30 protein-coding genes and 1 tRNA gene are annotated in these 26,865 nt (G+C 53.2%); 11 read left to right on the forward strand and 20 right to left on the reverse strand.

Translation table 11 applies throughout. The annotated features are described in order from the left end of the window. Positions 1–6: 6 nt before the first annotated feature. The 3 genes from BBD38_RS03875 to BBD38_RS03885 all read right to left on the reverse strand — a co-directional run bounded on the left by BBD38_RS03875 (position 7) and on the right by BBD38_RS03885 (position 3,999). Positions 7–822, reverse strand: a complete 816-nt coding sequence (locus BBD38_RS03875; protein WP_066684795.1) for a sugar phosphate isomerase/epimerase family protein — start codon at positions 820–822, stop codon at positions 7–9. A 235-nt stretch (positions 823–1,057) separates the two neighbouring features. Further along, complete coding sequence (locus tag BBD38_RS03880; protein WP_066739708.1) at positions 1,058–3,049, reverse strand: LacI family DNA-binding transcriptional regulator; 1,992 nt, start codon at positions 3,047–3,049, stop codon at positions 1,058–1,060. A gap of 482 nt (positions 3,050–3,531) precedes the next feature. Further along, complete coding sequence (locus BBD38_RS03885) at positions 3,532–3,999, reverse strand: helix-turn-helix domain-containing protein (protein WP_066520107.1); 468 nt, start codon at positions 3,997–3,999, stop codon at positions 3,532–3,534. 293 nt (positions 4,000–4,292) lie between these two features. On the opposite strand from BBD38_RS03885, the gene BBD38_RS03890 reads away from it, so the two are divergent. Both BBD38_RS03890 and BBD38_RS14650 read left to right on the forward strand, forming a co-directional pair. Next, positions 4,293–5,516, forward strand: a complete 1,224-nt coding sequence (locus BBD38_RS03890; protein WP_066684797.1) for a plasmid recombination protein — start codon at positions 4,293–4,295, stop codon at positions 5,514–5,516. Between the two features lie 48 nt (positions 5,517–5,564). After that, positions 5,565–5,729: a hypothetical protein gene (locus tag BBD38_RS14650; protein WP_162938948.1), complete on the forward strand. Its 165-nt coding sequence runs from the start codon at positions 5,565–5,567 to the stop codon at positions 5,727–5,729. 65 nt (positions 5,730–5,794) lie between these two features. Here BBD38_RS14650 and BBD38_RS03895 read toward each other — a convergent pair whose 3' ends face one another. The 3 genes from BBD38_RS03895 to BBD38_RS03905 form a co-directional block, all read right to left on the reverse strand. Continuing rightward, positions 5,795–6,004: a hypothetical protein gene (locus BBD38_RS03895; protein WP_066520104.1), complete on the reverse strand. Its 210-nt coding sequence runs from the start codon at positions 6,002–6,004 to the stop codon at positions 5,795–5,797. 66 nt (positions 6,005–6,070) lie between these two features. Then, positions 6,071–6,376, reverse strand: coding sequence for a TnpV protein (locus BBD38_RS03900; RefSeq protein ID WP_066520103.1), 306 nt, complete (start codon positions 6,374–6,376; stop codon positions 6,071–6,073). Between the two features lie 104 nt (positions 6,377–6,480). Then, positions 6,481–6,557: transfer RNA gene (locus BBD38_RS03905), tRNA-Arg, on the reverse strand. A 227-nt stretch (positions 6,558–6,784) separates the two neighbouring features. Here BBD38_RS03905 and BBD38_RS03910 point away from each other — a divergent pair. The 5 genes from BBD38_RS03910 (at position 6,785) to BBD38_RS03925 (ending at position 9,822) form a co-directional block, all read left to right on the forward strand. Then, positions 6,785–7,342, forward strand: a complete 558-nt coding sequence (locus tag BBD38_RS03910) for an ECF transporter S component (protein WP_066684800.1) — start codon at positions 6,785–6,787, stop codon at positions 7,340–7,342. After that, on the forward strand, positions 7,335–7,769 hold the full coding sequence (locus BBD38_RS03915; RefSeq protein ID WP_066684803.1) for a DUF1893 domain-containing protein: 435 nt from the start codon (positions 7,335–7,337) through the stop codon (positions 7,767–7,769). Before BBD38_RS03910 ends, BBD38_RS03915 begins: the two co-directional genes overlap by 8 nt. Continuing rightward, complete coding sequence (locus tag BBD38_RS14430) at positions 7,766–7,936, forward strand: aldo/keto reductase (protein ID WP_147568071.1); 171 nt, start codon at positions 7,766–7,768, stop codon at positions 7,934–7,936. Before BBD38_RS03915 ends, BBD38_RS14430 begins: the two co-directional genes overlap by 4 nt. Before the next feature lie 74 nt (positions 7,937–8,010). Further along, the gene (locus tag BBD38_RS03920; RefSeq protein WP_066684806.1) at positions 8,011–9,126 is read left to right on the forward strand and encodes an aldo/keto reductase; all 1,116 of its coding nucleotides are present in this window, start codon (positions 8,011–8,013) and stop codon (positions 9,124–9,126) included. Between the two features lie 156 nt (positions 9,127–9,282). Further along, the gene (locus BBD38_RS03925; RefSeq protein WP_066684818.1) at positions 9,283–9,822 is read left to right on the forward strand and encodes a phosphatase PAP2 family protein; all 540 of its coding nucleotides are present in this window, start codon (positions 9,283–9,285) and stop codon (positions 9,820–9,822) included. Here BBD38_RS03925 and BBD38_RS03930 read toward each other — a convergent pair. Further along, positions 9,801–10,007 (reverse strand): heavy-metal-associated domain-containing protein, encoded by a 207-nt coding sequence (locus BBD38_RS03930; RefSeq protein WP_066684821.1) that lies wholly within the window; start codon positions 10,005–10,007, stop codon positions 9,801–9,803. The genes BBD38_RS03925 and BBD38_RS03930 overlap by 22 nt on opposite strands. Positions 10,008–10,174: 167 nt before the next feature. On the opposite strand from BBD38_RS03930, the gene BBD38_RS03935 reads away from it, so the two are divergent. Next, on the forward strand, positions 10,175–10,567 hold the full coding sequence (locus BBD38_RS03935; RefSeq protein ID WP_066684824.1) for a Fur family transcriptional regulator: 393 nt from the start codon (positions 10,175–10,177) through the stop codon (positions 10,565–10,567). Positions 10,568–11,127: 560 nt separating this feature from the next. On the opposite strand, the gene pfkB is transcribed toward BBD38_RS03935, so the two are convergent. The 10 genes from pfkB to BBD38_RS03990 all read right to left on the reverse strand — a co-directional run bounded on the left by pfkB (position 11,128) and on the right by BBD38_RS03990 (position 19,836). Beyond that, positions 11,128–12,021 carry a 1-phosphofructokinase gene (gene pfkB / locus BBD38_RS03945; RefSeq protein ID WP_066684830.1) on the reverse strand — a complete coding sequence of 298 codons (894 nt, stop codon included), beginning with the start codon at positions 12,019–12,021 and terminating at the stop codon, positions 11,128–11,130. Then, positions 12,018–12,833: a class B sortase gene (gene srtB, locus BBD38_RS03950; protein WP_082989466.1), complete on the reverse strand. Its 816-nt coding sequence runs from the start codon at positions 12,831–12,833 to the stop codon at positions 12,018–12,020. Before srtB ends, pfkB begins: the two co-directional genes overlap by 4 nt. Positions 12,834–12,840: 7 nt before the next feature. Then, positions 12,841–13,260, reverse strand: coding sequence for a hypothetical protein (locus tag BBD38_RS03955; RefSeq protein ID WP_066684833.1), 420 nt, complete (start codon positions 13,258–13,260; stop codon positions 12,841–12,843). 13 nt (positions 13,261–13,273) lie between these two features. Then, on the reverse strand, positions 13,274–14,011 hold the full coding sequence (locus tag BBD38_RS03960) for a hypothetical protein (RefSeq protein ID WP_066684835.1): 738 nt from the start codon (positions 14,009–14,011) through the stop codon (positions 13,274–13,276). Between the two features lie 11 nt (positions 14,012–14,022). After that, positions 14,023–15,279, reverse strand: a complete 1,257-nt coding sequence (locus tag BBD38_RS03965) for a diaminopimelate decarboxylase (protein WP_066684837.1) — start codon at positions 15,277–15,279, stop codon at positions 14,023–14,025. Positions 15,280–15,302: 23 nt separating this feature from the next. Next, the gene (locus BBD38_RS03970; RefSeq protein WP_066684839.1) at positions 15,303–16,076 is read right to left on the reverse strand and encodes a metallophosphoesterase; all 774 of its coding nucleotides are present in this window, start codon (positions 16,074–16,076) and stop codon (positions 15,303–15,305) included. 145 nt (positions 16,077–16,221) lie between these two features. Then, positions 16,222–16,623, reverse strand: a complete 402-nt coding sequence (locus tag BBD38_RS03975; protein ID WP_066684841.1) for a SufE family protein — start codon at positions 16,621–16,623, stop codon at positions 16,222–16,224. After that, complete coding sequence (locus BBD38_RS03980) at positions 16,620–17,849, reverse strand: aminotransferase class V-fold PLP-dependent enzyme (protein WP_066684843.1); 1,230 nt, start codon at positions 17,847–17,849, stop codon at positions 16,620–16,622. The genes BBD38_RS03975 and BBD38_RS03980 overlap by 4 nt, the downstream gene beginning before the upstream one ends. After that, positions 17,846–18,262 (reverse strand): hypothetical protein, encoded by a 417-nt coding sequence (locus BBD38_RS03985; protein WP_066684846.1) that lies wholly within the window; start codon positions 18,260–18,262, stop codon positions 17,846–17,848. Before BBD38_RS03985 ends, BBD38_RS03980 begins: the two co-directional genes overlap by 4 nt. Positions 18,263–18,285: 23 nt before the next feature. Further along, complete coding sequence (locus BBD38_RS03990; RefSeq protein WP_066684849.1) at positions 18,286–19,836, reverse strand: hypothetical protein; 1,551 nt, start codon at positions 19,834–19,836, stop codon at positions 18,286–18,288. 198 nt (positions 19,837–20,034) lie between these two features. Between BBD38_RS03990 and BBD38_RS03995 the strand changes: the two genes are divergently transcribed. Continuing rightward, positions 20,035–21,024: an AraC family transcriptional regulator gene (locus BBD38_RS03995; RefSeq protein WP_172807753.1), complete on the forward strand. Its 990-nt coding sequence runs from the start codon at positions 20,035–20,037 to the stop codon at positions 21,022–21,024. An 88-nt stretch (positions 21,025–21,112) separates the two neighbouring features. After that, positions 21,113–21,685, forward strand: a complete 573-nt coding sequence (locus BBD38_RS04000; RefSeq protein WP_066684854.1) for a hypothetical protein — start codon at positions 21,113–21,115, stop codon at positions 21,683–21,685. Positions 21,686–21,741: 56 nt separating this feature from the next. Here BBD38_RS04000 and BBD38_RS04005 read toward each other — a convergent pair whose 3' ends face one another. The 3 genes from BBD38_RS04005 to BBD38_RS04015 are packed head-to-tail and all read right to left on the reverse strand — an operon-like array spanning position 21,742 to position 24,676. Then, positions 21,742–22,083, reverse strand: coding sequence for a TIGR04076 family protein (locus BBD38_RS04005; protein ID WP_066684856.1), 342 nt, complete (start codon positions 22,081–22,083; stop codon positions 21,742–21,744). A gap of 47 nt (positions 22,084–22,130) precedes the next feature. Next, the gene (locus BBD38_RS04010) at positions 22,131–22,937 is read right to left on the reverse strand and encodes a dihydropteroate synthase (protein ID WP_066684858.1); all 807 of its coding nucleotides are present in this window, start codon (positions 22,935–22,937) and stop codon (positions 22,131–22,133) included. After that, the gene (locus tag BBD38_RS04015) at positions 22,934–24,676 is read right to left on the reverse strand and encodes a bifunctional homocysteine S-methyltransferase/methylenetetrahydrofolate reductase (RefSeq protein ID WP_066684860.1); all 1,743 of its coding nucleotides are present in this window, start codon (positions 24,674–24,676) and stop codon (positions 22,934–22,936) included. Before BBD38_RS04015 ends, BBD38_RS04010 begins: the two co-directional genes overlap by 4 nt. Before the next feature lie 164 nt (positions 24,677–24,840). Here BBD38_RS04015 and BBD38_RS04020 point away from each other — a divergent pair, with 164 nt between their 5' ends. Next, positions 24,841–26,745: a fructose-bisphosphatase class III gene (locus BBD38_RS04020; RefSeq protein WP_066684862.1), complete on the forward strand. Its 1,905-nt coding sequence runs from the start codon at positions 24,841–24,843 to the stop codon at positions 26,743–26,745. Positions 26,746–26,865 lie beyond the last annotated feature (120 nt).

The following is a 26,865-nucleotide window of genomic DNA, read 5'->3' on the forward strand; positions in this document are numbered from 1 at the left end:
TGTTTCTTAAAATCCCTGTTTCTTCAAATAATGTGACGTGATCCGCGCCCCCTCTGCCGGATCGCCCGTCCAGCCGTCGCATTCAATCGCAATCTCAATCCTGTGCGGCGCTTTTTTGAGCGTTTCCACAATTGCATCTATATCAAGTATCCCGACTCCGAGAGGGCAGAACATACCGTCGTCCATAATGTCCTTCAGATGGATGTAATCGATCCGATCAAGATATTGTTTTACGACCTCACGCGGGTCACCGCCGCCTTTTTTTACATGGGCAAGATCGGGACACAGTTTAATACGTGTATGCGGCATAACCTTGTCCAGCTGAACCGGGGACTCCACCAGCGACCCCATATGGGGATGGAAGCTCGCCCGCATCCCCAGTGTGTCTGCAAGGTCACAAACCCTGTCAAGCGCTTCGCCCAGCTTTACGTAATCCGATTCCCTGATTCCGTCAAACCGTATCGCGCCACCCCCAAGGGCTATCTCTGTTGCCCCGAGTTTTTTCGCAAACTGCGCGGCGCGGCGGACACGGTCCAGTTCTTCCGGCAGTATCTCGTCGTAAATAAAATTACAGGCGATATATACGCCCTTTAGCGCAAGGCCGTACTTTTCCAGCATTTTTTCCAGAAGCTCGCTGCGTCCCTCGAACTCCAGCAATTCTCCATCAAATATCTCCACCGATTCGAATCCTGCTTCCGCGATATCCGCCAGCGCCTGTTCGAGTTTGCCGCCGCACCTGTAATATGCGGCGTTTACACAATTTGGTGCGGCCCAGTGCGCCAGAACCGGTCCCCACGCATTTGTCGAGTAAGTGATTTTCATAAGCTTTCTCCTTTTTTATTTTTTTCGATTGCGCTAAAAAAGCGTAAATTAACAGAGCTACGGAAAATCTTGTTTTTCCGTTTCCATAACGGGTACGTCATTTGTTGTTTTATCTTTGTGTTTTTCCCTTTGTTTACGTATACTATAGTGCAGCAAAAAAAATAAAGAAAGCAATTTTGTCCATTTTAACTTTTTTTCAGGAAAACACTATTTTTTATGCCTTTTTTACGTAAATTCAACGGTTTTTATGCGGTTTCAGAAATTCAGGCGCAGGTTTTCTGATGATTTCGCGCCAATAACGCGTCAACTCGCGCGGGTATACCACCACCGGCTGCACGCCCACAAATTTATATCCTTTTTTCCCCAGAAGCGCCTGGATCGTAACCATTGCCGCTGCTTCGCCCTGCTCGTAAGGACGCTGCGCGCTTATGCCCCGCACCATTTCCCCGCGGGCCATATAAGATGCGATTTCCAAATCCAAATCCACCGTGGAAATGGCGACGTCCGTCCTTCCAAGCGTACGCAGGGCGCGTATCGCCTCCATTGCCGGGCGTTCCCACGACACATAAAGCCCGGAAATCTCCGGGTGTTCCCGCATCATTTGCATACAGGTATCATATACGTTTTGAATTTGGTAAAAATTTTTGCGCGATACGATCTGCAAATTGGTATAATTTTCCGTCAGAACCTGCTCGGCTGCATTATCCCGTTGGCGCGTCATGTGGAACGGCAGCCCATGATTTAACAAGCCCAGCTTGACATCCGTTCTTTCCCTGAAATATTCCCCCAATATATTTCCTGCATTTTGTCCGTTTTCCCGCTCGTTCACTGAAACGCAGCTATAATAGTCATTCTTGTCAATCCCCTGAGGTATATTTCCAATAAGAATCATTTTTGTCAGGCGGGAGAGCTCCTTGAATTTGCCCGCCGTAATGTTTTCATCTACCGGAACGCCGATAATCGCATCCGGCTTCTGCATACGAAGCGCCTCAAGCTGCGTTACCTGCAGCTGCGCATTAAAATTTGCGTCCATCACCGCAATGACCTGTACGTTATAGCGCGCAAGCGTATCGCGGATCCCCGTTTCCTGAAGCCGGGACCATTCTGTATCCGTGCAGTGGAACGCGATGGCAACCTTGAATTGTTCCTTTTTTAAATATTCCTCTTCCGCCGTATCGACCAGTATGTTTTCAGGCGGAACGGCAATTTCCCCAAACGGCCCCCGATTGATGACGCGCGTGGATTTGCGGACCGTAAAACCGACGGGCATGCGAACCACTGTCTGTGCAGCAGAATTTCCTTTCAATAATCCCATCATCATCTCCACCGCACGCTTTGCGGTGCTAGCGGTATCCTGCCTGAGAATCGTAAGCGACGGATTAAAAATACTGCTCCATTCATCATCGCCAAAGCCGACAATGGAAATATCGTCCGGGCACTTCAAGCCGTAATCGTCCGCATTTTTCAGGAGTTTTAGGGTCAAAGTGTTTCCCGCCGCGATAAATGCAGAAGGGAGCGTATTGAAACGCGCTTTTTCAAAAATGTTTTCCTCTTCCTGGCAGTAAAGATCCACTCTGCAAACCAATCCTTTGTCGAATGGGACTTTATATTCCTCTAACGCGCGCCTATATCCCGCAAGACGCTCCTGGCAGTGAATCAAGTCGCAGTCTTCGAGCAGGATACCAATCAATTTATGCCCGCTGCGAATCAAGTGGCGGGTCCCCCTGAACATCGCTTCTTCGTTTTCAGACAGTATGGCTGGAATTTCGCCGTCTTTCGTCTTGCGCTCCACGCACATAAAAGGAATACCGGAACGCTTCACCTTTGTGTATATCCGCGACGCATTTACCGTAGGCGACAAAAAGATGCCGGCAATATTTTTATCCGCAAGCAGATTCATCAGGATATGCTTTTCATACTCTTCATTATCGTGGGAAACATAGGTCGAAAGGATATATCCCTCTTTTGCAAGAAGCTCTGTCATTGTGTTTGCAAGCTGTGCATATACGGTACTGTTTGTGGTGGGCAGCACAAATGCCATTCTGGATTGCCTTCCAAATTTGAATTGATTTCTTCGTATTTTATTGATATATCCTGTTTCATAAATGGCCCTTTCTACTTTTTGCGTCAGCTCTGGGCTGACATAACGGGTCTTGTTGATAACATGGGATACCGTGGCAATCGATACTCCCGTCATTTTTGCAATCTCTTTTATTGTAATATTCAAAATCTATCTCCCAATCAATTTTCTTATGGTATTCAGATTGCTTTCTGTTATTCAGACTGCCGCAATACAAACTGTTTTTGGTATATATCATAATCTTTTTAGCCTAATAAAATCAATCAGTTGAAAATATTTTGCCATAATTTACGTAAAGCTGCTCAATTTACGTAAATTATATTAAATATATTAAAAATAGAAAAAGTCATATTTATATTTTGGGCAGACTTATTATTGATTCAATTAAACTATGCAAAATCAAAAGTTATTAAAATATTATATATCTCTATTTATTCCTATATAACAAAACAATACGATCAATTGCGAAAATATATGAAATACTATTTGTTTATATCAGCGGCTAATCCGCTTAGGGTCATAGGGACGATAGTCCCTAACAAGCTGCAAAAGTATATACTTTTGCGATGCTTGCAAAGGACACGCGCCTCTCTTTTTTGTTGTTTTTTGCAGCTGAACAAGGCTCAAAGCTATTTTTGCTTCTTTTGCAGCTCACGCACAGCCCGTATGTTTCGTTCCGTCCGTATTTTGGGAAAGGTATGCCGCCATTCGTCATAGTCCTCGCGGGAAATCTTATCCTCCGCAAACGCCTGCCGCTCTTTGCACCATGAACGCACATCCTCATAAAGGGAATTTTCAATCGGGAACTTCAGCACAATCTCTCCGCTGCGGTCAATCGGCTCCAGTCCATAGGTATCCTCCAAATAAAATAAGGCGTGCATCACCCCGATGTAAGTGTCAAGGTCCGGATCAGACAGGGCGAACCGGCTCACCCCGAGCGCACCCGCCAAAGCCTCCAACCGCTTGACCGACGGGATACGGTTCCCCAGCTCATAGTTGCGTACCGCGGGCTCGCTCATCCCTGCCCGCAGCCCCAGCTCCTTCTGGGAAAGCCCCCGTTCCAGTCTGTATTTCCGTATCTTTTCCCCTGTCGTCATTACTTTTTTCTCCTTTTTGTTGTTACTATCTGTGACCAGTATATCATAAACAGTTCACTTCTGAAATATTTTTATTGACAGTTCATATTTGTACTGATAGAATCATATCGTGAGCAGTTCATATGCGAACTGCTGCTTGCGTCTATCTCGGATATACAGCCCCGCAGGGCCCTCGGAGAGCCCGCATGACAGCTTTCGGAGCGGAGCACGAAAGTGTCATAGTGGGTCAAATACTTTTCCAAAGTATTCTCCCGGCGCTCCCTGCGGCACGCAGCGAAAGGAAGGTGAAGTTCATGCCCAAACCAGACCGTACCGTCGTGCGCAACAAGCCTTACACGAAAAAAGCAATCGGTATCCGTGAGCGGCACAACGAGCGGAAGAACGAATCGTACAGCAACCCGGACGTCATACCGGAGCGGAGCGGAAACAATGTATATTTCAAAAAGTGCGAAGGGACCTATGCGCAGGCCTTTGACAGGCTGGTACAGGACAAGGTCGTCAGCACACGTGGACTCAGGCAGGACGCCAACGTATTCGACGAGATGGTATTCGACGTCAACACCGCGTACTTTGAGCGGCACGGCGGCTATGCGTATGCCGTAAGGTTCTACCGGAAGGCATACAAGCTCGCCGCAGAGATCGCGGGCGGCGAGCAGTACATTATCTCGGCGGTCATGCACGCGGACGAGCGGAACCGCAGCCTGTCCGCCGAATACGGATATGACGTATATCATTACCACCTGCACGTCGTGTATATCCCTGTAGTGGAAAAGGAGATCCGGTGGACAAAGCGGTGCAGAGACAAAGCCCTTATAGGCAAGGTCAAGGAGGTGGTTCATCAGGTCAGCCATTCCAAGAAATGGGGATCGAGGAAAATGACGGACGAACGCGGAAACACGATACGGGACGGGAAGGGGAAGCCCCGTCTGGTACATCCGTACAGCCTGTTGCAGGACAGATTCTACGAACACATGAGGGACGCGGGATATACGGATTTTGAACGCGGGGTGCGCGGGAGCACCGCGGAGCACTTATCCGTACTGGATTACAAGTTGCGGCAGGAGCAGGAGAAAGTAAGAGAAATGGAGCGGAAAGCGCGGATGCGGCAGCAGGAACTGGACAGGATCGAACAGGTACTGGAGCCCAAACGGGAGGTATATAAGACCTTTTATGAATTGGAACATACCGGAAAGAAGAAGATCTTCGGAAAGGTGGAACTGACCGGGGAGGAATTTGAGGGGATGCTCACGCTGGCCAAGGAGGGGATCGTGTCTCGCTCTACAATCCCGGAATTGAAGCGGGAGCTGGCGGAGAAGGAATGGAAGCTGCGGGATCTGCGAGGAGACTTTGACCGGCTATGGGAGAGTACGCGGGATTTCTTTCGGGCGGTGAAGATTGCGCCCAAAAGAGTAAAGGAATTATTGGAAGACATTTTTGCCAAAGACCGTGCGGAACGGGAGCGGGAGCGGCAGATGCGCAGGGAAAGCCGCAGCCGCAATAACGCCCCGATACGGTAAGTACCTTGAAAACTGAATAGAGTCTGACAACTGAATACGGAGGGATACATGGTAAGGAAGGCAAAGGAGGAGAAAATACCACAGTACGAGATCGACACACTGGCTCGCTGCCTGCTCCCGGAGATACAAAGATTCTTTGAGAGCGAGGAAGGTCAGAAAGAGTTTCGGGAGTGGAAGCGGAAACAAAAATTAAAGAAAAAGAAAATCGGGTAATATGAATTGGCGGCCGGTATTCATATAGATACCGTCCGCCTTATCATTGGATACTCTGACTTAGGTTAAAGTTTCCTTAGCACTTCGAAATCTCCAAATTGGTCATTATTCATTCCCGATATTATTTGTGTATATGTACTAAACTCGGCTGATAAACTATACAGTTTTACCTCATCGCCATATATCAACGCCACTTTTATCATATCAATATCCAGATGGATATCCAATCTGCTTTTGGGTAATGTTGCTACAGCAATCTGGAATTTCTCCATCATATCTAATCCTCTCACCTATATTATAAGTATATCATATCGTTCTTGCAATCTACGTATTATAGGGGATTATTCTCTGATTATCTCATTAAGGATAACTTCCTCCGCCTGCGCTTTAATCGCATTCATCGTTCCAACCCACGCCATTTGATCGTGCGCTTTCAATTCTTCGTCGATGCCTTGCTCTTTTGCAATCTGGCAGGTATATTCCCATATCCGATCCAGCACTTCCTTATTCAATTCACATAGATAATCTTCCAGACTACCCGAAAAGAGAAGCTCTGTGTATAAATCTTTCCGGTGCTCCTTGATGAATACAAGCCGCATCCGTCCGTACCTGCCGATTTTTGATTCATTGATTTTGATTCTGCTCATTTTTTACGCCTCCGTTTGATTGGTTTTTTATCTTCAGAAGGCGCTAAGAAAACAATAAATCCGAACCCTTCTCCGATTGGGATCAGGTTCGGATTATCTTGGTTTGGTGTGCCAGAAGGGATTCGAACCCCCGACCTCTTGATTCGTAGTCAAGCACTCTATCCAGCTGAGCTACTGGCACAACTATAAAATTTGAAGCCTTATTATTGTATAATAAAGACCTAAAAAAGTCAACGCCCTGATTAAAAAGTTTCGTTGAATTCGCGCTTGTTTTTTAATTTCAACACTTCCTTTATGCATCGTTTGTCATAAATTCTTTGAATTGGCAAATCCGCACTTGACTTGGAGTACACTCCAGGTGTTACTCTTATTTAAGAACAAACAATTATTTTGAGGAGAACCGTTATTATGTTACATGCAATCGCACTTCAAAAGGAAACAATCAAAACCAAATCCATCGCCATCCTGACGGCTATCGTATTTGCAGTCGCATTGCCGCAGCTTTTCCACGTATTGGGCGCCGTATCCGGCATGGGCCCATCCCTTGGTCAGGCATTCCTGCCGATGCACCTTCCAATCCTTCTGGTGGGCCTTCTTGCGGGGCCAATTGTCGGCACGGTCGCGGGTGCGCTCAGCCCGCTTTTAAGCTTTGCGCTGTCCGGCATGCCGGGCGCGGCTATGGTTCCCTTTATGATGATCGAGCTTGCGGGCTATGGGCTTGCAGCCGGATTCCTCGGTAAAACCCAAATGCCCGTCATCGTAAAATTGTTTCTGGCACAGGTTGCCGGACGGGCAATCCGTGCGGCGGCTGTCCTCGTTGCAGTCTATGGTATGGGTAATGGAGCCGTGGCGGTAGACTCCATCTGGATGAGCATTGCCACCGGGCTTCCGGGCCTCGTGCTCCAATGGTGCCTGATCCCCCTGATTATTTTCTGGTTGGAAAACAGGGAGAAACGCCATGCGTGATATAGACCGGGCGAAAGGGCTGCTGAAAGCGGAGGGCTGCTCCTGCGCTTTTGTGAAGGGCGGCACAACTTACACAAGCTGGAAATCCGGCGTTGCTCCCCTGGTGGAATTCCTTTCTTCGGATATGGAGCTGGATGGATTTTCCGCTGCGGATAAAATCATCGGCAAGGCTGCCGCGCTTTTGTTTGTACTGGCCGGTGTGCGGGAGGTGTACGCATCCGTGATGAGCGAGGCTGCCATACCCGTATTGCAGAAAAGCGGAATCGCCCACTCCTGCGGCACGCTTACGCGGACGATTGAAAACCGAGCGGGAACCGGCCCCTGCCCGATGGAGCAGGCTGTCGCAGAAATCGACGACCCCGCCGAGGCGCTCGTCGCCATCCGGGATACAATGGAGCGTTTGGCACAGCAGGGGGGCAAACGATGAACTACCGCACGCTCGGCGAAACAGGCATCAGGGTAAGCGAAATCGGCCTCGGCTGCGAAGGGTTCTCCAGCAGGGATGAAGCCTTTACGCGCCGAATGTTCGATCTTGCCATCGACCACGGCGTAAACTGCATGGCCCGTTTGGGGTTCCAATCCGGGAAAATATGAAACAGGCAAAGGAAATTTTTAATGGCACGGGCGCATAAGCGCGCCGTATATTTTTATAGAAAAGGGACGGTTTTATGAAAAAATTAGGCTTCGGGTTCATGCGGCTGCCGCTGCTTGATTCCAACGATACGGAAACGATTGATCTTGAACTGGTATCGCGTATGGTGGACGTGTTCCTTGAGCGCGGCTTCACCTACTTCGATACCGCATATGTATATCATAACCTCAAAAGCGAATGCGCGATCCGGGAAGCGCTGGTGAAACGCCATCCCCGCGACAGCTTTACGCTGGCAACCAAGCTTCCCATGCGCAGTTTAAAGCAAAAAAAAGACCAGGAACGCATTTTCAGTGAGGAACTTGAAAAATGCGGCGTGGATTATTTTGATTACTACCTGCTGCACAATCTCGGGGTTGAAACTTACGGGATTGCCGAAAGAATGGACAGCTTCCCATTCATCTCGCGCAAAAAGCGGGAAGGCTATATCCGCAACATCGGATTTTCCTTCCACGACAGCGCCCAGCTTCTGGATCAGATTTTGACCGCGCATCCCGAGGTCGATTTTGTCCAGCTGCAAATCAATTACCTGGATTGGGACAACGAAAGTATCCAGTCCCGCCTGTGCTATGAGGCTGCAAAAAAGCATGGAAAAAAAGTAATTGTCATGGAGCCGGTGAAGGGGGGCATGCTGGCGCAGGTTCCCCCCAAAGCGGAACAGCTTCTTTTGGATTGCCACCCCGGCTGGTCGGTGCCTTCGTGGGGAATCCGTTTTGCGGCCAGCCTTGAGAATGTGATGGTCGTGCTGAGCGGAATGTCTGATATGGCCCAGCTTTTGGACAACACCGGATATATGCGTGATTTCCAGCCGCTTTCACAGGATGAGCGGGAGAAGGTCCGGCAGGTGGCGGATATTATCAACGAATCCATTGCCATTCCCTGCACTGCCTGCCAGTATTGTGTGGCAGGATGCCCCAAAAATATCCCCATCCCCAAATATTTTGCATTATATAATACCGAGAAGCAGGCAAAGCCGACGGGCTTTTCCCTGCAGTCTGTCTATTACGGCAACTACTCCCAAATTTTTGGCAGGGCGTCCGACTGCATCGCGTGCGGGCAGTGCGAGCATGCCTGCCCGCAGCATATCGACATTATAAACAATCTTAAAAAGGTTGCCGCCACATTTGAAGAATAGCCCGGCGCAGAAATATGGCCCGCGGCTCCGCGAGGAGCTCCGGGTCATTTTTTGTATTTCCGCAAATTGTAAGGAATTGTTTAGAAAATGTTTCGTGCATTTGTGTCCCGGTTTGTCTATAATGGCATTTGAATGTTTTAAAGAGGAGGACCATTTATGCCCGACCAGGTTATGCTGTTTGGCACCGCCGCTTTTTCGTGCGCGGCCCTCGATTTCATCATACCGTCGTTTTCCCTGATCGGCAATTCCGGTTTTGTCTGGCTGCTGGCTATTTTCCTGCTGCTGCTTGACAAAAAGACACGCAGGCAGGGACTGATGGTGCTTTTCGCGATCGCCCTTGCATATGTAATCGGGAATGTTATCACCAAAGACCTTGTGATGCGCCCGCGCCCTTTTGTTCAATACGGCGCATCGGCGCTTCTGGTTCCTCCGCCATCCGGCTATTCCTTTCCGTCGGGGCATGCGTCGTCCTCCTTCGCCGCGCTGACGGTCTTCTTCGCCACAGATAAAGGAGCGCGCATTCCCGTTTCGGTCTATGCGCTGCTCATCGCTTTTTCCCGGGTGTATGTGTTTGTCCACTATCCCTCCGACGTGCTCGCGGGCGCGCTCCTTGGGTGCGGATGCGCCTATGCCACGATGGCGCTGGTGCGGCGTTTTGAAACCCCGCGGCCGCTCTATTCGATGGACGTTACCTGAAATCCGGCGTTCTCCACCACCGCGCGGAGCGTTTCATCGGTTACGCCTTCGCCGGCCTCTATATCGGCGGCGTCCTGCTCCAGGTAAACGGACGCGGAAACGTTTTCCATTTCATTTAAAAGGGATTCCACGCGCTGCGCGCAGTGCCCGCAGGTCATGCCCTCGATTTTCATAATTTTATGCATACCGCTTTCCTCCTTTTGGTTTTTATCTTCTTTATATACCAATCTTAAAAAATTTTATGCAAAAATCTTTAATTTCTTGTTGACTTTTTCGGTATGGCGAGTATAATCATAATTAAGAATGATAATCATTCTTAATTATGATTAGTTCGGGCAAAGGAAAGGGTTTTATGATCTATTCAAAGCAACGGGAGCTGATCTTAAAAACCGTATTGGAAAACAGGGTGCATCCCACGGCGGACGCGGTGTTTTCCCTTTTGAAACCCGATCATCCCGGATTAAGCCTTGCGACGGTATACCGGAATTTGAACCAGCTTGCGGAGAACGGCCTGCTCATGAAGATTCCCGTTCCGGGCGGCGCGGATCATTTCGACGGTACGCTGGAGCCGCACTATCACATGGTCTGTGAAAAATGCGGGGCGATGGTAGATATTCCACGGGAATATGTGCCCGCTTTCGACCGTGAGGTCGGGGAAAAAACAGGCTGCCAAATTTCGGGATACGCAATCCTGTTTTACGGCCTGTGCAAAAACTGTGCTTCATCTGCAACGGCATCCTCCTGAATTGCCGGGCAGTCAGCAATATAGCTTATTTTGAAAAACGGGCGTTTCCGCAAATGATTGGGGGTCGGAAACGCCTGTTTTTTATTGTTAAGGGCACGCGTGGGGCGGCGGAATATATGGCACCTGCGCTTTTTTGCAGGGGGAACCCGACCCGGATCGTGCGGCGGGTTCCCGCGGGGCGGGCGTTTCCACGGCGTATATTTTACAAAGAATTTACCGGGTTTTCCTTCGCTTTTTACGAAGCTTGTGTAAAATAGGGTCATAGAATCATTTATATCGTTTTTCATTTCCTCTTTTTATACGGGCCTGCTCGCGTTCGCGCAAGCGGGCCCACGTATTTTCCGCGGGGTGCATAGGGCGCGGAGCGCGTGGGTTGCGTTCACGGCGGCGGAAAGGCATTCGTATCATGGGTGGCGGGCGCAAACGGCCGGGGCGCATAGGGCGCAGAGCGCGTGGGTTGCGTTCACGGCGGCGGGAAGGTATTCATAATTATGGAAACGTACGTAAACAAAAACGGCTGTTCCGGAATTTCCATCCCGGACAACCGCTTCGGTTTTTCCTTATTTTATTGTTTCAAGGAGCGCGTAAACCTCTTCCCGTGTGGCAAGCTCTTCCGAAAACGCGCTTGCGCTGCCCGCGGCAACGCCCATGCGGAAGGCATATTCAAGGCTTCCAGCCTCCTCATAGCCTGCTAGGAACCCGGCGACCAGGGAATCCCCCGCCCCGGTAGAGCCGCGCACCGTTCCCTTTGGCGCCGCACAACGGTATATCCTGCCGTCCTGCCCGGCCATAAGCGCTCCGTCGCCCGCCATCGAGACGAGAACGTTTTGCGCGCCCTCCTGCCGGAGCTTTTCGGCGCAGTCCGCAATTTCTTCTTCCGTCCGCAGTTCCCTGCCGAACAGCTCGCCGAGCTCGTGATGGTTCGGCTTTACGAGGAACGGCCTGAATTTCAGCACCGCACGCAAAGCGTCGCCTGTGGTATCTACCACGCACCGCGCGCCGCTTACGTGCGCGAGCACTTTTTCATACGTATTTTCCGGAAGCCCGGCGGGCAGGCTGCCCGCAAGCACAAGGGTATCTTTTCCGGTGAGGCCGTCCAATTTTCTGAAAAACGGTTCCAGCGTGTCGATCTGCGGCCCCGGCGCGTTGAGGTCGCTCTCCTGCCCCGCAACCAGCTTGACGTTAATCCGCGACAAGCCGCCGCCGAGCCGCACAAAATCCGTTTGGCAGCCGTGCTCCTGCAGCATGCGCTCAATCTCCCGGCCCGTGAAACCTGCGACAAACCCAAGCGCAACGCTCTTGACCCCAAGGTTATGCAGGACCCACGACACGTTGATCCCCTTGCCCCCGCACAGTATTTTCGCCGCGCGGACGCGGTTTACCTCGCCGACGGAAAGGCCGTCCATATACATGATATAATCGAGCGCCGGATTGAATGTGACAGTGTAAATCATACGCCCTCCTGGGATTTCTCCCGCACAGCCTGCACGATATAACGGTTCTCGTCCTGTCCGCGCACGCACGTTGACAGCGTGATGATCCGGTCCTGCGCGGAGAGCTCCAGGTTAAAGGACGACGCGGAGCGGTTTTTCATTTTCGTCAGGTAGCTTTCAAACGCCGCGGCGTCTGCAAAGCTTATGGTATAGGCCTCGTCCATATCGCCTACGACGCTTGCCTCAAAAATATCGTATACCTGCACCACGCCGCCGGGCAGGTATAAATAAACATACTTGTTCTCCTTAAGGAAGCTTTCATCCTCGAACTTATGCAAATCCGCAAACATGGAGCCGTCGTTCATACGATGACCGTAAATCACGGTGTTGGGATCGGTGAAATCTTCTTTGTTGCGGTAATCGAGGAAAATGGCCCCCGCGCGGTTCTGCTCCTTTTCCGCACTGTGGGAGATATAATAATCGTTATCTTCGCCGAGCACCACCGGATAGTCGATCGCCGTGTTGGGCACATATATCCATCCGACGATGTCTTCGTTCACCGCGCGCAGCGCGTCGAAATCAATTTTGCGGTCTCGCGGATTCGCCGCCGGGGAAGGCTCCGCCGTACCCTCCGCGACCTCTTTCAGGCCCCGGTAGGTCTGTTCGTTCGCGATATCCTCGCTCTTGATACCGATGATGTTTACGAGCGCAACGACGAGCACCACGGCCGCAACCGCGATGATAATCCACGTAGCTACTTTCGAACCGCCTTTTTGCGGCGCTTTTCCCCCGCCGGGTTCTTCCCCGACCTTCCTCTTTCCGTTTTCTTCCATAAGATAATTACCCGTTTTTCTTTTCCATATCCTTCAGCAGGTTCCTGTTATACGTGCTGAATTCGCCTTCATATTCCTTAAGGCTGCGGAAATATTTCCCGCGTTCACGCCGCGCTTCGTCTTCATCCATTTTCTCGGTCTTTTCTTTCAGATGCAGGTAGCTGCGCTGGATAAAAAGATTGAGGTCGTTCTGGAAATTCGACTCGATGCGGTTTAAGTTCTGCGAAGGCAGGGTTCCCTTGAACACCCCGTATTTTTCGTAATCCGTAAGCTCGCGCAATTTTTGCTCCAGCCCATGGTAATTCTCAAAAAACACCCTCGCCGTAACGGCCTCGTTTGCAATCCGCGAGCACTCGTTCGCTTCCTTTAAAAGGCGTTTGACCGTATTTGTTTGTTCCTCTGTGATTTTTTTCCGGAATAATCCCATGTGTGCTCCCCTTTCATACCGACGCGGACCAGCGCGGGAGCGTGTCTCCCGTTTTATCATACGTAAGGCCTACCGTATAGGTTCCGCCGCGTTCTAAAAACAGCCACGCGGTGAGGACGTTGCCGCCGACCCGGTTCCATGAATACCGGAACGCCGCCACCCGGCCGTGGGCCAGCGCGTCCGCAATGTCGCCGTCGTCAAATTCGCCCACGGAATACAGGCCCCCGGCCGTTCCGGTTTCGCTGACCGCCCATTCGTGGGAAGCCGCCCGGCCGTATTTCCCGAGCAACGTTTCGTACAGCTTTTTATATTCCTTCAGCACCTGCGCGGGAGTGATGGCGCTTGTGTCCTCCGTGTAGCTGTAGATGACCGCGTCGTTGACGCCCCCAAGGTTAAAGCCGAGCATAACCGTCCCGTCTTTTCCCATAAAGGGAGTATCTTTCACATAAAACCCGTCGTCCGAAAGCAGGTAGCTGCCTTCCACGTCATTGATTCGCAGGGCGGGCTGCGGGCCGAGAAGCCCTTCCGTATCGATCATCTCGTCAAAAAAGGACAGGTTCTCTTCGTCCGTTTCCTGCGCCGCGCCCTCTGGAACCATCGTATTCCCCGGGGGCAGGCCGGGGGAATCCGCATACGCGGACGCGGGCTCGCGTTCCCCGAGCACCGTAAATACCGCATCCCGTACCATCCCGCACGAAACACACAGGAAAAACAATGTGGTTATCAGGATGGCGGTTACGGTTTTTTTCATAGTTCTCCCAGTTACCCGAACAGATTCAGGAAGTCGAGCGTTGCAAAGTAATCTTCCGGCGTTTCCGCGCGGCGGATGAGTTCGAAGCTGCCGTCTTCCTTCAGCAGGATTTCCGCGCTCCGCAGCTTTCCGTTATAGTTATAACCCATGGAGAAGCCGTGCGCGCCCGTATCGTGAAGCACAAGCAAATCCCCTTTATCGATCTTCGGCAGCATGCGGTCGACCGCAAATTTATCGTTGTTTTCGCACAGCCCGCCCGTCACATCGTATTTATGGTCGCAGGGCGCGTCTTCCTTGCCCATGACCGTGATGTGGTGGTAGGCCCCGTACATGGCCGGACGCATGAGGTTGGCCGCGCACGCGTCGACCCCGATGTAATCTTTATAGGTATGTTTTTCATGCACCGCGCGCGTCACAAGGCAGCCGTACGGCCCCAGCATGAAGCGCCCGAGCTCCGTAAACACGGCGATATCGCCCATGCCCGCGGGCACAAGCACCTCCTGGAACGCTTCCCGGACGCCCCCGCCCACCTTGAGGATGTCGACAGGCTCGCCCTCCGGCGTATAGGGAATGCCCACGCCGCCCGAAAGGTTGACAAAACGGATGTCCGCGCCCGTCTCGTCCCGGAGCGCTGCCGCAAGCCCGAACAGTATCCGCGCGAGCTCGGGATAATATTCCCCTGTTTGGGTGTTGCTCGCAAGGAACGCATGGATGCCGAAGCGCTTCGCGCCCAGCTTCTTAAGCTTTTTGTAAGCCTGCACCATCTGGTCGTACGTCATGCCGTACTTGGCCTCGCCCGGATTATCCATAATGCCGTTGGCGGTGCGGAAGGTGCCGCCCGGGTTATACCGGCAGCAAATGGTTTCCGGGATGCCCGCCACCTCGTTTAAAAAATCCACATGCGTGAGGTCGTCGAGGTTGATGACCGCGCCGAGCTTCCTGGCCAGCCTGAAATCCTCCGGCGGGGTGTCGTTGGAGGAAAACATGATGTCCGGGCCTTGGAAACCGCACGCATCCGAAAGCATAAGCTCCGTATAGGAGGAGCAATCCACCCCGCATCCTTCCTCTTTCAATATTTTCATGAGGACGGGATTGGGCGTCGCTTTTACCGCGAAATATTCGCGGAAGCCCTTGTTCCACGAGAACGCCTCGTTCATGCGCCGGGCGTTTTCCCGGATGCCCTTTTCATCATACAGGTGAAAGGGCGTGGGATATTTGGCCGCAATTTCCTCCAGTTTTTCCTTTGTGACAAACGGTCTCTTTTCCATGCTGATTTCCTCTTGTTTAAACTTTATTGCAACTCGCCCGGGTCCGGCTCGATATACACCGCTACCAGCTCCGGCGGGTTGTTGATCCTGATTTTCGGGTAGCCGCTGGCCCCGAGGCCGCGGCTGATAATCATTGTGGTCGCGCCGTCCGTGAATTCGCCCTGCACATATTTCGGCATAAAGCCCTGCCCGTTCATGGCGATCGTCCCGATTTTCGGGAAGCGAATCTGCCCGGCGTGGGTGTGCCCAGAGAGCACGAGGTCGATGTTTTTGTGGAGATAGAGCGGATAATATTCCGGCCGGTGCGCGAGGAATATGTTAAAGCCCCGGCGCTCCCGCTCGAACACGCCGACCGATTCCCGCACGTCCACATGGTCGAACGAAACGTCGTCCATGCCTGAGAGGTTGACCTCGCTTTTGCCCACGGTGACACGGGCCATATCGCCCGCGTGCAGCACCATAATGCCGTGCTCTTCCATGATATGCTCGACACGCCCGCCGAAATTGCGCTCGTGGTTGCCCGTCACGAAATAGGTGGGGGCAATTTCCGCGAGGCCGCGGGCAAACCGCCGCGTATAGACCGCGTCGACCTCTTTTTGGTTTTCGTGCGCCACCATATCGCCCGTGACGGCGATGATGTCCGGCTCGACCTGCGCCACCTTGTCAAACAACTGGCCGTTATCCTGCCCGAATTCCTTTTCGTGGAGGTCCGAAAGGTGGGCCACCACGACTCCGTTTTCCACTTTATTGCTTAAAATCCCATAGGGGACCGTTACTACCGTATTATTATTGAACATTGTTACTCCTTTTGCCTTTAGAGTTCAATTATAGTATAAAAAAGGCGCAGATTCAACAGAATACCGCTGAATCGCGTCGTTTGAGACGTTAATATTTTGTGAATTCCGTTCCGCGCCCGCGGCGGGAAGGGCGTGCCGCGCGGCGTTACTTGCAGAACCGGAGGATTTTATCCAAAACCGAGCGAATGCCGCCCGACCGTTCCGCAGAGAGCTGGTCTTTCAGGAAGGTTTCCTGCAGGAAGCGAAACCGGTGGTTTGCTATTTCACCCGGCCGTCGGTTTTCCAGCAGCAGGCCGATCATTGCCAGGATTCCCCTGACAATCAGCGAATCGCTGTACGCGCGCATATGCAGCCTTCCGTTTTCTTTGCTGAGTTCCATCCAGACGCCGCTTTGGCAGCCCTCCACCTGATTGGCTTCGTTCCGCTCTCCTTCCGCTAGGATATCCAGCCCGCAGGAAAGGTTCAGCAAATATTCATATTGCAGCATTTCGTCGCCGAGGTCGGCAAAATCGTCGATCAGCTGCGTTTCCTGTTCCTTTATTGTCATAACCCGCCACCATAGCTCTTCAGCATCCGTATGCTTTTTTCGAGCGCCCTGCAAAGAATATCGATTTCTTCTTCCGTATTGTAAAAGGCGACCGACGCCCGTACGGCATGCTGCGCGCCGAGCTCCCGCAGGGCGACCTGGGCGCAATGCGTGCCGCTGCGCACCGCCACTCCCTGCTTATCCAGAAGGGCGGCGATGTCGTAGGAATGGACGCCCTTCACTACGAAAGAGACGATTCCCTCGCGTTTTTCCGGGCTGCCGAGGATGCGCACGCCGTCCACCGCTCCAAGCCGTTCCCACAGCTGCGCCGTGAGGGCTCGCTCTATCCGCGCGATTTCGTCCGCGCCGGTTTCCTTCAGGTAATCCACGGCCGCCCCCAAGGCGGAAGCGCCGATAAAATTCGGCGTCCCCGCTTCCAGCCTGTAGGGCAGTTCTTCCATAGTGGTATTATGGGGCGTTACCGTTTTAACCATTCCCCCGCCAAAGGCAGTCGGCGACAGCGTTTCCATCCGGGCGCGTTTTCCGTATAATACGCCGATCCCGCTGCACCCGCACATCTTATGCGCGGAGAAGCAATAAAAATCGCATCCGGATTCGCGTATGTCCCCCGGCCTGTGGCGCACGGCCTGCGCGCCGTCCACCACCACCACGGCGCCCTTTTCATGCGCTTTCCGGGTAATTTCAGCGATGGGCAGCACGCTTCCCGTCAGGTTGGAAACAGAAGCCACCGCCACTACCTTTGTGGTTTCGCCCAGCACCGCTTCAAAGGCCCGCATATCAAACTCCCCATCCGGGCAGGGAACGACACGGAAGGCGCAGCCCCGGCGCGCCGCAAGCTGCTGCCACGGGACAAAGTTGGAATGGTGCTCCAGGCTGGACACAACGATCTCGTCGCCCTCCGTTAAACCGGGTTCCAGCCCGCGCGCAACCATATTGACGCTATCCGTCGTGCCGCCGGTAAACACAATTTCCCCCGCGCCGTGCGCACCCAAATAGCCGCAGACCTTTTCCCGCGCCTGCTCCAGCAGGCGGGTGGATTCTTCGCTCAGGCAATAGGCGCCGCGGTGGACGTTGGCGTTGCTTTTCCGCATATGCCCGCACATCGCATCCATCACCCGGCCGGGGAGCTGCGTCGTGGCGGCATTGTCGAGGTACACCAGCTGTCTTCCATAAACCCTGCGCTGCAGCAGCGGAAAATCGCGCCGCAGCTCTTCCTGTGTTTTCATGGCTTTTGCTCCTGCAGTTTATCGAACACCAGCCGCGCCAAATCGCGGAGGCTGCCGATGTCCGTCGTTTTCTCCGGATCGAATGTAATTCCCAGCTGTCTTTGTATGTCCAGGAACAGCAGCACCTTTTTGATGGCCACAGAAGATGCGCTGGTGCATTTCTGCGCCCGCTGCAAGTCTTTCAGCAGGGCGGGGTCTATCTTCGCAGTCCGGGCAATGCTGAGTTTTACCAGCCCGGTAAAATCCTCCGGCAGCCGTTCTTCCCCATCCAGCAAAAATTTGTACAGGATATATGGCCGCAGGTACCGGTATACGGTTTCCTCCGTTACCTCGCCCGCCGCGTTTATTTTGGCAATTTCCCTGTCCGCGTTCTCTTTGGAGGACAGCAGCCTTTGTTTCAGGTTTTCATCCATTTTTTATCTCCCGCCCGGCAATGTTATGCCAATACCGGTTCGATGCCCATCATTTTGCAGAATGTGGTCAGGACCTCCACATGGTCGCCGTACACCAGCGGGATATGGTTGCCCACATAGAGCTGGCCTTCGCGGAACAATTCGATGTCCTTTACGCTGAAAAGCACAGAGGTGGCACAGTTGCATTCTTCAAAGCCCCCGCCGCTGACGACCTTGCCCTTTGCAATGAACATTTTTTTCAGGTCGGGCGAGAATTTGGCAATGGTGATGTCCGTGCCGATATCCGCCTTGAAGTCGTAGCGCATAACCGCGCCAAAGCCCTGGTCTACCGCAAAGTGGTTCAGCGCATATTCGCCTATTTCATTGTTAAAGCCGTTCATTTTCCTGTTGGGGACGGAATGCTCGGAGATGCAGATATTGCGCTGGTCTTCGATCAGGTCGAGGTCTTCCTTGGTTGTCCACGGCAGGCCGCCGAACATGTCGACGTCAAAATCCACCTTGCCGTTTTGGTCCGAGTTCAGCGCCACCACGTTGCCCAGATAGGCCGCGCCGCGCGCCGCCGTAATTAGTATCATCATGCTGACAACCGCGTTGATGTCGTATTCGCACGCCGAGGGAATGCCCTTCTCGTTCAGCAGGGAATGCGTCATGCAGAAGGTGAACTGTTCCTCATTCAGCCGACGCGTGGAGCAGGTGTCCGGGCAGGGGACGGTGAAAGCGTTGCAGTCGTAAAGGTCAAGGTTTTTAAATACCGTCTGGTAGGCCGTCAGTGATTTTACAACAAAATCACGCGATACGTCCACATACTTTGCGTCCTTCAGGAGCTCGTCCGCCAGTTTTTCGATCGCGGCCTTATCCTCGTCCGTGAGGTCGGGCGTTTTGCGGCCCGGCGTCGTGGGATTCCCGCCCGGCAGCGCGGGGCTCATCTGGTCCACGAATTCGTGGAAATTCTTATAACGGAATTTCACACCCAGCTTTTGCGTCACATGGTCGAGGCACAGGAAGGAATCTATGCTGCTGTAGGAGACGGTGGAATTCATCCTCGTCACCAGCAGCACGTTCATTTTGCGCAGCACCTTGCGGATGAGCTGCGCCTGCATGATAACGCGCAATTTATCCCAGCTGAGGGCGCAGTAGGATTCCAGGCCCCTTGCGCGCGTCGCCGCGCTGATGGCGGCTACCTCGCAGCAGATGGTGGGAAGGACGGCGAACGGTTTATTATACCGCTGCGCAAATTCTATCACGATGTCGTTGCGGCCCATAAAGGTATGGAAGATATAGAAATCCACGTCGTCCATATCGGCCGCCATTTTTTCAAACATTTCCTCTTTGCTGAACCAGCTGTCCGTGCGTTCCACATAGATCGGCTCCATTAGGTTGGTTTCGGGGATTACGTTTTCTTCCAGTTCCGCCTGGAAATCCTTGAACATTTGCTGCAAAACAAGCGCGTCATAACCCACCTGCAGTCCTTCGCCGCCGCCGAAGCGGCAGGGCCCTTCATAATACTCCTCGTGCACCAGCCCGACCATAACGGGCCTGACGTTCAATTTTACATCAATTCCTCTGGCAATCATTTTTTCTCTCCTTTTTTTGGAATTTTGGAATAGCAAATATGAAATTATATTTGGGATGCTTTCATTCTAGCAATTAAAATATGTTAAAAAATGGCAGATTTATACAAGCTACATGACAAAAACAAACATTTCTTACTTTTTTTATTTGAATTTGCAACCGGGTGCGCTATACTGAAAAAAAAGCGGGTTTTTCCAGATATGAAAATTAAACTCAGCGAAGTTGAATTGCTTTGCAAGGAACATTATGAACGCAACCACAAGCTGGATGCGGCATTTTACAGCAAATATACCGACCCCTTGGCTTTCCCGGAAGATTACCTTGTCGTTTTTCTGAACAGCATTCCCAAATACCAGGAGGATATGCTGATCCCGCGGGGGCAGGACGTATGGATTACGCACAGCCCGCGCTATATGCCCGTGCACAACCATACGCATGATTTTATCGAGTTTATTTACCTCTACAGCGGCAACTGCACCCACTATGTGGACGAAGCGCCTTACTCTCTTATGGAGGGCGATTTATTCATACTTGCGCCGGACACCTACCACCGCACATGCATTACCAGCGACGACTGTATCGTATTCCACATCATGATCCGCTGCTCTACCTTTGACACAGTGTTTTTATCGCTTTTGAACCACAACGACCTTCTCTCCTCGTTTTTCGTGGAAACCATTTACAACAACAGGCACGACACCTACCTGCGGTTCGTTACCGCGGGCGATAAACGGCTGAAAAAAATCGTGGACAGCATTTACAGGGAATCGCGCAAAAACGACAGTTATACCGCAAAAGCGCTCAACATCATGTTCCAGTGGCTTTGCCTGCATATCATAAAGCACCATCTTCCCAACCTGGAAATTATGGATGCAAAAAAAGACCAGTCCGTATTGATCGACATGATGGACTACATCTCCCGCCACTACAAAACGGTGACGCTGGATGAGCTGAGCCGCAGATTCAATTACAGCGGCGGGCACATCCAGCGGCTGATAAAGCAATATACCGGCAACACATTGTATAAGGTATTTATCCGCCAAAAGCTGAGCCATGCCTGCGAGATGCTGAAAACCACCGATATGCCCATCCAGGAAATTGCTTTTTTTGTGGGCTTCAACGATGTGCGCAGCTTCCAGCGCGCATTTAAAAACCACTTCGGGAAAACGCCTTCGGAGTTCCGCAGGTGAATCCTGCGCGGCGGCGTTTAACGGTTTGCCGCGTTTCCATTCGGATTATAGATAGGTAATTAAGAGACCTTGGAAGGGATGATGGTTTATGTATTCCGGTTTTGATCTTTCTGCAAAGCAGATTTTCTGGGGCAATATTTTGCTTGTCGTGTGCTGCGCGTTTTACCTTGCGTGGTGGCTGCTTGCTTTCAGGCCCGCGGGGGCCGTGAAGGGGATGAGGTCGGGCTGGCTGCTGGTCCCGGCCTTTATCGCGGGGATTTTGACTGTGGTTTTTTCGATCCGCGGCATCAGCACGGCCGCGGTAAGCGGCGCCCTTATGCCCGGAAAATGGATTTTATGGGGCGGGCTCGCCGCATATTTCATTCTTTTTGCAATTACGTTCCTGCTTTTAAAGCGCCCGGTGACGGTGGAGCTTTTCCTGATTGTCGGCTGGACCGTGCTGGCGCTTTCGGTTGTGAACGCGCTTTACGGGTCGGGGATTTTCCCTTTGGGGACGGCAATCGCTTTTATCGCCGTGACTATGGCGGCGGCAGCGGCTTCGCTTATTTGTTACGTCGTTTATTACAACCTCGGCGGCAGCGCAAGCTATATCGTCGGCACGGTTCCGCTCCTTCTGATGGCGGCGGTATCGGCCGCCGTTTCGATCCGCATGGCGGTTTAACAAAAAACGGGCTTCCCGCCGGAGGGCGGGAAGCCTGTTTGGGGATGCTTTGGATTTTACACCGGCTCGTAATCGATTTCCGATTCCCTGCCGGTGGCTTCAATTTTGAAAATTACGGGGCGGAGCCCGTCGTTACAGCTGCAAATGGCGACGCCCGGCTGCCTGATCCAGTCCCCATAATAGAAAAGCCCGCTGCCCGCGCCGTGGGAAAGCGCGAACACATACTGGTATATGGCTTTCCACGCCTCGTCGCAAAAGCCCTCGGGCTTTGCGTAGTCCGCATAAAACACCTGCCCCTCGCGGAGCATGGGACAGGGCGTAAGCCCTTCCGCGCCGTATTCGCGCGCGAGCTCTTCATCGAATGTTTTTTTGAGAACCGTGATTTTGCATCGATTCATAAGAAAACCTGCACTTCCTGCACACTTGCCGCGGGCGTCCCGCGGATTCAGGCGTTATTTCCATTTTCCGTTTCCCGGTAGGCGTTCAGGTATTCCATGCAATATTCGTCCCGTCCCAGCAGCATTTCCGCGGCCCTGAGGTGGAGCTTCATCGTGGGATTCGTGATATCCATGATGGCCGCGTCCACGCCCCGCGCCATCGCGCAGGCAAGGAACGTCTGGTTGATGAGGCCGCGCCGGGGCAGGCCAAAGGACACGTTGGAAAGGCCTACGAGCAGGTGTACGTCCGGGAATTCCCCGCGCAGGGCCTGGGCGGCGTCGAGCGCTTTTACGGGCGCGTCCCAGCCGGTTGCGGCGGCTTCCACGACGATATCAATATAGATATCCTTGTCTTCGGAGCCGTTTTCACGCAGTATCCCGATCAGCCTGCGCGCGTTTTCCACGCGCCGTTCCGCCGTTTTGGGAATGCCGTCCCCGTCGATCGGCATGCCGACGATGGCCGTTTTAAATTCCCGCACGAGCGGAAGCACGCCGGAAAGGCGGTCTTCCTCGAGCGTTACGGAATTGATGGCCGCATTCTTAAGCTCTACATGCTCAAACAGGTAACGCAATGCTTCGGGGCTTGTCGAATCCGCCATGAGGGCGCATTCCGGCGCGGCTTTGAGCGCGGCCGTTGCCGCCCAGACCAGCATTTCACTTTCATTTTCACACATTCCGGTGTTAAGGTCGAGGTACTGCGCGCCCGCCGCGCCCTGGCGCTGCGCGAGGCCGGCGACAAAGTCTTCGTTTTTCCCGTTCAGCCCCTCGAGGGTGGAAGGAATTGAACTGTTGAGTTTTTCTCCGATTACAATCATGCTTTCAGCTCCTTTATAATACGGCACACGATATCCGCGCGCCGGAGCGGCGTGATGACATAATAGCCGTCCGCCGTACCTTTTACCATTTCCACGGAGGAAAGCGCCGTTTCCACCGCGATATCCGCCGCCTGTTCCCGGTCCGTGTTTTTGAACCGCTCGCACAGGGCCGCCGGGATTTCGATGCCCGCGAGCTCGTTATTGATAAAGCAGGCGTTTTTATAGCTGACCACGGGCATGATTCCCGCCCACAGGTCGGACGCGAGTTCCTTTTTTGCCCGCACGAGGTTTTCCGCCGCGCGCCCGTCGTACACAGGCTGCGTAAGGAAACAGGTGATGCCCGCTTTTTCCTTTTTATGCGCTTTTTTAAGCTCCGCATCAAAATTGGCCGCGTTTACGTTGAGCGCGCCCATGATGCGGAAGGGCTTGCCCGCAAACACCGTGCGGTTGAGGTCGCGGATAAAATCCGCATACAGCACGGAATTGAACTGGAAAACGCTTTTGATTTCACCCCGGCGGTTGTTGGGGATGGGATCGCCCGTTACCACGAGCACATTGCGCACCCCTTGCAGGGAAAGCCCGAGGAGCAGCGCCTTGGAGGCGTTGAGGTTCCTGTCGCGGCAGGTGAGGTGCGGCAGCGTTTCGATCCCGTACTGGCTTTTGAGCATGGCGGCAAGCATACTGCTGTCCGCACGGGCGCGCCCGATGGGGCAGTCCGCCACCGTGATATAATCCGCCCCCGCGGCCTTAAGCTTCTGCGCCGCGTCGACAAAAAACGTGCCGTCCGCGTCGAGCGGGGAATCGAGCTCCACCGCCACGGGCTTGCCGTGGAAAACCCGCGGGGCTTCTTCCCGCCCGGGAGCGTGGATTTCTATTTTTTCGTTCGGCTTCCCGGGGGCTTGGGACGGCTTTGAAAGCGCCTCCTTTGCCGCGCGGATATGCACGGGAGTGGTGCCGCAGCAGCCGCCGAGGATGCGCACGCCCGCCAGATAGCTTTTTTTGAGCTGGCCCGCGAAATAATCCGGCGTGCTTTTGAACACGGTGCGTCCGGCTTCCATCGTAGGATAGCCCGCGTTCGGCATAATGGAGACCGTCTTCCCGTAAAAATCCGTCGTTTTGGCAATATGGGCCATGTGCATGGGGCCGCATGTGCAGTTGAAGCCGTACGCGTCGATTTCGCCCACGTCTTTCATCATGTTGATCGCGCCCTGCGCGGAAATACCGCTTTGGGTATATCCGTCCGGCGCAACCGTGCATTCGCAGATTACATAGGCATCCGGGCAGCGTTCCTTTACATACCGGGCCGCGCGGATGAGCACGGACGGTTCGGCAAAGGTTTCAAAGAGAAAGCATTTCACGCCGTTTCCAAGGAAACGGTTGATGATCTCCTGCCGCTCAAGGTCGCACCGCTTTTGGTCGTCGTAGAGGATAGGGCCCATGCTCGCGAAAATAAGCGTATCTTCATCCGCCGCTTCCCTTGCGCACGCGCAGCCCGCGTCGACCACGCGCAACACCGTTTCAAGGTCTTCGCCGATCGAGAACGTATTCGCGCTGAACGTATTCGTTTTGATGGCGCGCGCCCCCGCCGCGATATATTCCCGGTGGACGCTGGTGACGCGTTCCGGGTGCTTCAGGTTGGTCACCTCGCAGCGGTTGACGCTTCCCTCGTATTTTTCCGCAAGGTAGGTGCCCATTGCGCCGTCAAACAGCAGGTACTCATTATTTTGAAACAGGTCCATTGTTCACTCCTTCTTACATCTACGCCATTATATCATAATTTCAGGACAATAAATTGATAAAATTCATTCCTATTTCACAAATTTTGGGTTAAACTATATGGTAGTTGTGAATATCCACTGCAAAATCACATCAAAATACCTGATTCAAGGGGAAACGTAAAACCATGCCGAAACCGGACGTTAAATATTTGGAGCTTTTATCACAGAAATATCCCACGGTGCAGGCGGCGTGCACGGAGATTATCAACCTGAACGCCATCCTGAACCTGCCCAAGGGCACGGAGCATTTTGTGAGCGATATCCACGGGGAGGACGAGGCGTTCTGCCACATCCTTAACAACGCGTCGGGCGTGATCCGCGAGAAGGTGGACATGCTGTTTGAAAAAACGCTGTCCTCGCGGGAGCGGACCGAGCTGTGCACGCTGATTTACTATCCCGACCGCAAGCTGGAGGAGCTGCGCCGGGAAATTGACGACGAATGGTACCAGATCACGCTGTACCGAATGATCGAGGTGTGCCGCCTGTGCGCGTCCAAATACACGCGCTCCAAGGTGAGGAAGGCCCTGCCGCGGGATTTTGAATACATTATCGACGAGCTTTTGCACACGTCCGCGGACGACAAGGACAAACAGGGCTATTACGAGCACATCATTTCCACAATTACCGACATCGGGCGGGCGGATGCGTTTATTATTGCGCTTGCGTCCGTTATCAAGCGGCTGGTGGTGGACCATCTGCACATCGTGGGCGACGTATTTGACCGCGGGCCGCACGCGGATGTGATCCTCGACAAGCTGATGGCGCACCACGCGGTGGATATCCAGTGGGGCAACCACGACATTTTATGGATGGGCGCCGCCGCCGGGAGCGGCGCGTGCATTGCATGCGTGCTCAACATCAGCACGAAATATTCCAACATCGACTTTGTGGAAACGGCGTACGGCATCAACCTGCGGCCGCTCGCCCTGTTTGCGCAGGAAACCTATACGGACGACACCGACCTCCTCGACCATATGCACAAAGCCATTGCCATCATCCAGTTCAAGCTGGAAGGGCAGGTGGTTATGCGGCACCCGGAATATGGCATGGAGGACCGGATGCTTCTCGGCAGGATCGATTTTTCGGATATGACCGTGACGGTGGACGGCACAAGGTATGCTTTGAACGACCACGACTTCCCCACCATAAACCCGGAGCATCCTTACGACCTGACGCCCGGCGAGGCGGAGGTAATGGCGCAGCTGATTTATTCGTTTACGCAGAGCGAGAAGCTCCAGCGGCACGTGAAGTTTTTGTTTTCGCGGGGCAGCCTTTACCTTACGTTCAACGGAAACCTGCTGTTCCACGGATGCATCCCCATGACGGAGGACGGTTCGTTTTACGAATTTGATACGGGCGGGAAAAAGCTTTCCGGCAAGGCGCTGATGGATTATGCGGACGCGCTTGCCCGGCAGGGATATTATGCCAAGGACGGCACGGCGGCGCGGCAGGACGGCAGGGATTTCCTGTGGTATTTGTGGTGCGGAAGGCGCTCGCCGTTGTTCGGGCGGTCGAAAATCGCCACGTTTGAGCGCATGTTTATTGACGACAAGGCCGCGTGGAAGGAAGAAAAGGACCCTTATTACCGGTTTATCGAGGACCCGGAGATGTGCGGGAAAATCCTCGCGGAATTCGGGCTTACGGGGCAATATTCGCACATAGTGAACGGGCACGTGCCCGTACGGGCGCGCGAGGGCGAGCTGCCTGTGCGCGGCGGCGGGAAAGCCATCGTGATCGACGGGGGATTTTGCCGGGCGTACCAGGAGCAGACGGGGATTGCGGGATACACGATGTTCTACAATTCCTACGGCATCCGCCTTGTGTCACACGAGCCGTTTTCCGGGCTTTCAGACGCGGTGAAAAGCAACCGGGACATCCTTTCCACCTATGTGGTGTTCGACACGGCGCAGGCGCGCATTACGGTGGGCGAAACAGACGTGGGGCGCGCGCTTCAGCGGGATATCGACGACCTGAACGCGCTTCTTACCGCATACCGCGAGGGCGTGGTAAAGGAAAAATCGCAGAAATAGTTATCCGGGGCAGGCTTCCTGCCCTTTTTTGTGCATAAAAGACCGGCGCGTTGTGCCGGGGCGAAGCGCGCCCGCATATTATGAAAGTTTCATTAACATACGGCGCATTCGGTTGACACC

Source organism: Christensenella intestinihominis, assembly GCF_001678845.1.
GTDB lineage: Bacteria > Bacillota > Clostridia > Christensenellales > Christensenellaceae > Christensenella > Christensenella intestinihominis.

Coding starts and splice junctions, on each gene's coding strand:
- BBD38_RS03875 (WP_066684795.1), bottom strand. CDS start 822: ATGAAAATCACTTACTCGACAAATGCGTGGGGACCGGTTCTGGCGCAC.
- BBD38_RS03885 (WP_066520107.1), bottom strand. CDS start 3,999: ATGACGACAGGGGAAAAGATACGGAAATACAGACTGGAACGGGGGCTT.
- BBD38_RS03890 (WP_066684797.1), top strand. CDS start 4,293: ATGCCCAAACCAGACCGTACCGTCGTGCGCAACAAGCCTTACACGAAA.
- BBD38_RS14650 (WP_162938948.1), top strand. CDS start 5,565: ATGGTAAGGAAGGCAAAGGAGGAGAAAATACCACAGTACGAGATCGAC.
- BBD38_RS03895 (WP_066520104.1), bottom strand. CDS start 6,004: ATGATGGAGAAATTCCAGATTGCTGTAGCAACATTACCCAAAAGCAGA.
- BBD38_RS03900 (WP_066520103.1), bottom strand. CDS start 6,376: ATGAGCAGAATCAAAATCAATGAATCAAAAATCGGCAGGTACGGACGG.
- BBD38_RS03910 (WP_066684800.1), top strand. CDS start 6,785: ATGTTACATGCAATCGCACTTCAAAAGGAAACAATCAAAACCAAATCC.
- BBD38_RS03915 (WP_066684803.1), top strand. CDS start 7,335: ATGCGTGATATAGACCGGGCGAAAGGGCTGCTGAAAGCGGAGGGCTGC.
- BBD38_RS14430 (WP_147568071.1), top strand. CDS start 7,766: ATGAACTACCGCACGCTCGGCGAAACAGGCATCAGGGTAAGCGAAATC.
- BBD38_RS03920 (WP_066684806.1), top strand. CDS start 8,011: ATGAAAAAATTAGGCTTCGGGTTCATGCGGCTGCCGCTGCTTGATTCC.
- BBD38_RS03925 (WP_066684818.1), top strand. CDS start 9,283: ATGCCCGACCAGGTTATGCTGTTTGGCACCGCCGCTTTTTCGTGCGCG.
- BBD38_RS03930 (WP_066684821.1), bottom strand. CDS start 10,007: ATGCATAAAATTATGAAAATCGAGGGCATGACCTGCGGGCACTGCGCG.
- BBD38_RS03935 (WP_066684824.1), top strand. CDS start 10,175: ATGATCTATTCAAAGCAACGGGAGCTGATCTTAAAAACCGTATTGGAA.
- pfkB (WP_066684830.1), bottom strand. CDS start 12,021: ATGATTTACACTGTCACATTCAATCCGGCGCTCGATTATATCATGTAT.
- srtB (WP_082989466.1), bottom strand. CDS start 12,833: ATGGAAGAAAACGGAAAGAGGAAGGTCGGGGAAGAACCCGGCGGGGGA.
- BBD38_RS03955 (WP_066684833.1), bottom strand. CDS start 13,260: ATGGGATTATTCCGGAAAAAAATCACAGAGGAACAAACAAATACGGTC.
- BBD38_RS03960 (WP_066684835.1), bottom strand. CDS start 14,011: ATGAAAAAAACCGTAACCGCCATCCTGATAACCACATTGTTTTTCCTG.
- BBD38_RS03965 (WP_066684837.1), bottom strand. CDS start 15,279: ATGGAAAAGAGACCGTTTGTCACAAAGGAAAAACTGGAGGAAATTGCG.
- BBD38_RS03970 (WP_066684839.1), bottom strand. CDS start 16,076: ATGTTCAATAATAATACGGTAGTAACGGTCCCCTATGGGATTTTAAGC.
- BBD38_RS03975 (WP_066684841.1), bottom strand. CDS start 16,623: ATGACAATAAAGGAACAGGAAACGCAGCTGATCGACGATTTTGCCGAC.
- BBD38_RS03980 (WP_066684843.1), bottom strand. CDS start 17,849: ATGAAAACACAGGAAGAGCTGCGGCGCGATTTTCCGCTGCTGCAGCGC.
- BBD38_RS03985 (WP_066684846.1), bottom strand. CDS start 18,262: ATGGATGAAAACCTGAAACAAAGGCTGCTGTCCTCCAAAGAGAACGCG.
- BBD38_RS03990 (WP_066684849.1), bottom strand. CDS start 19,836: ATGATTGCCAGAGGAATTGATGTAAAATTGAACGTCAGGCCCGTTATG.
- BBD38_RS03995 (WP_172807753.1), top strand. CDS start 20,035: ATGAAAATTAAACTCAGCGAAGTTGAATTGCTTTGCAAGGAACATTAT.
- BBD38_RS04000 (WP_066684854.1), top strand. CDS start 21,113: ATGTATTCCGGTTTTGATCTTTCTGCAAAGCAGATTTTCTGGGGCAAT.
- BBD38_RS04005 (WP_066684856.1), bottom strand. CDS start 22,083: ATGAATCGATGCAAAATCACGGTTCTCAAAAAAACATTCGATGAAGAG.
- BBD38_RS04010 (WP_066684858.1), bottom strand. CDS start 22,937: ATGATTGTAATCGGAGAAAAACTCAACAGTTCAATTCCTTCCACCCTC.
- BBD38_RS04015 (WP_066684860.1), bottom strand. CDS start 24,676: ATGGACCTGTTTCAAAATAATGAGTACCTGCTGTTTGACGGCGCAATG.
- BBD38_RS04020 (WP_066684862.1), top strand. CDS start 24,841: ATGCCGAAACCGGACGTTAAATATTTGGAGCTTTTATCACAGAAATAT.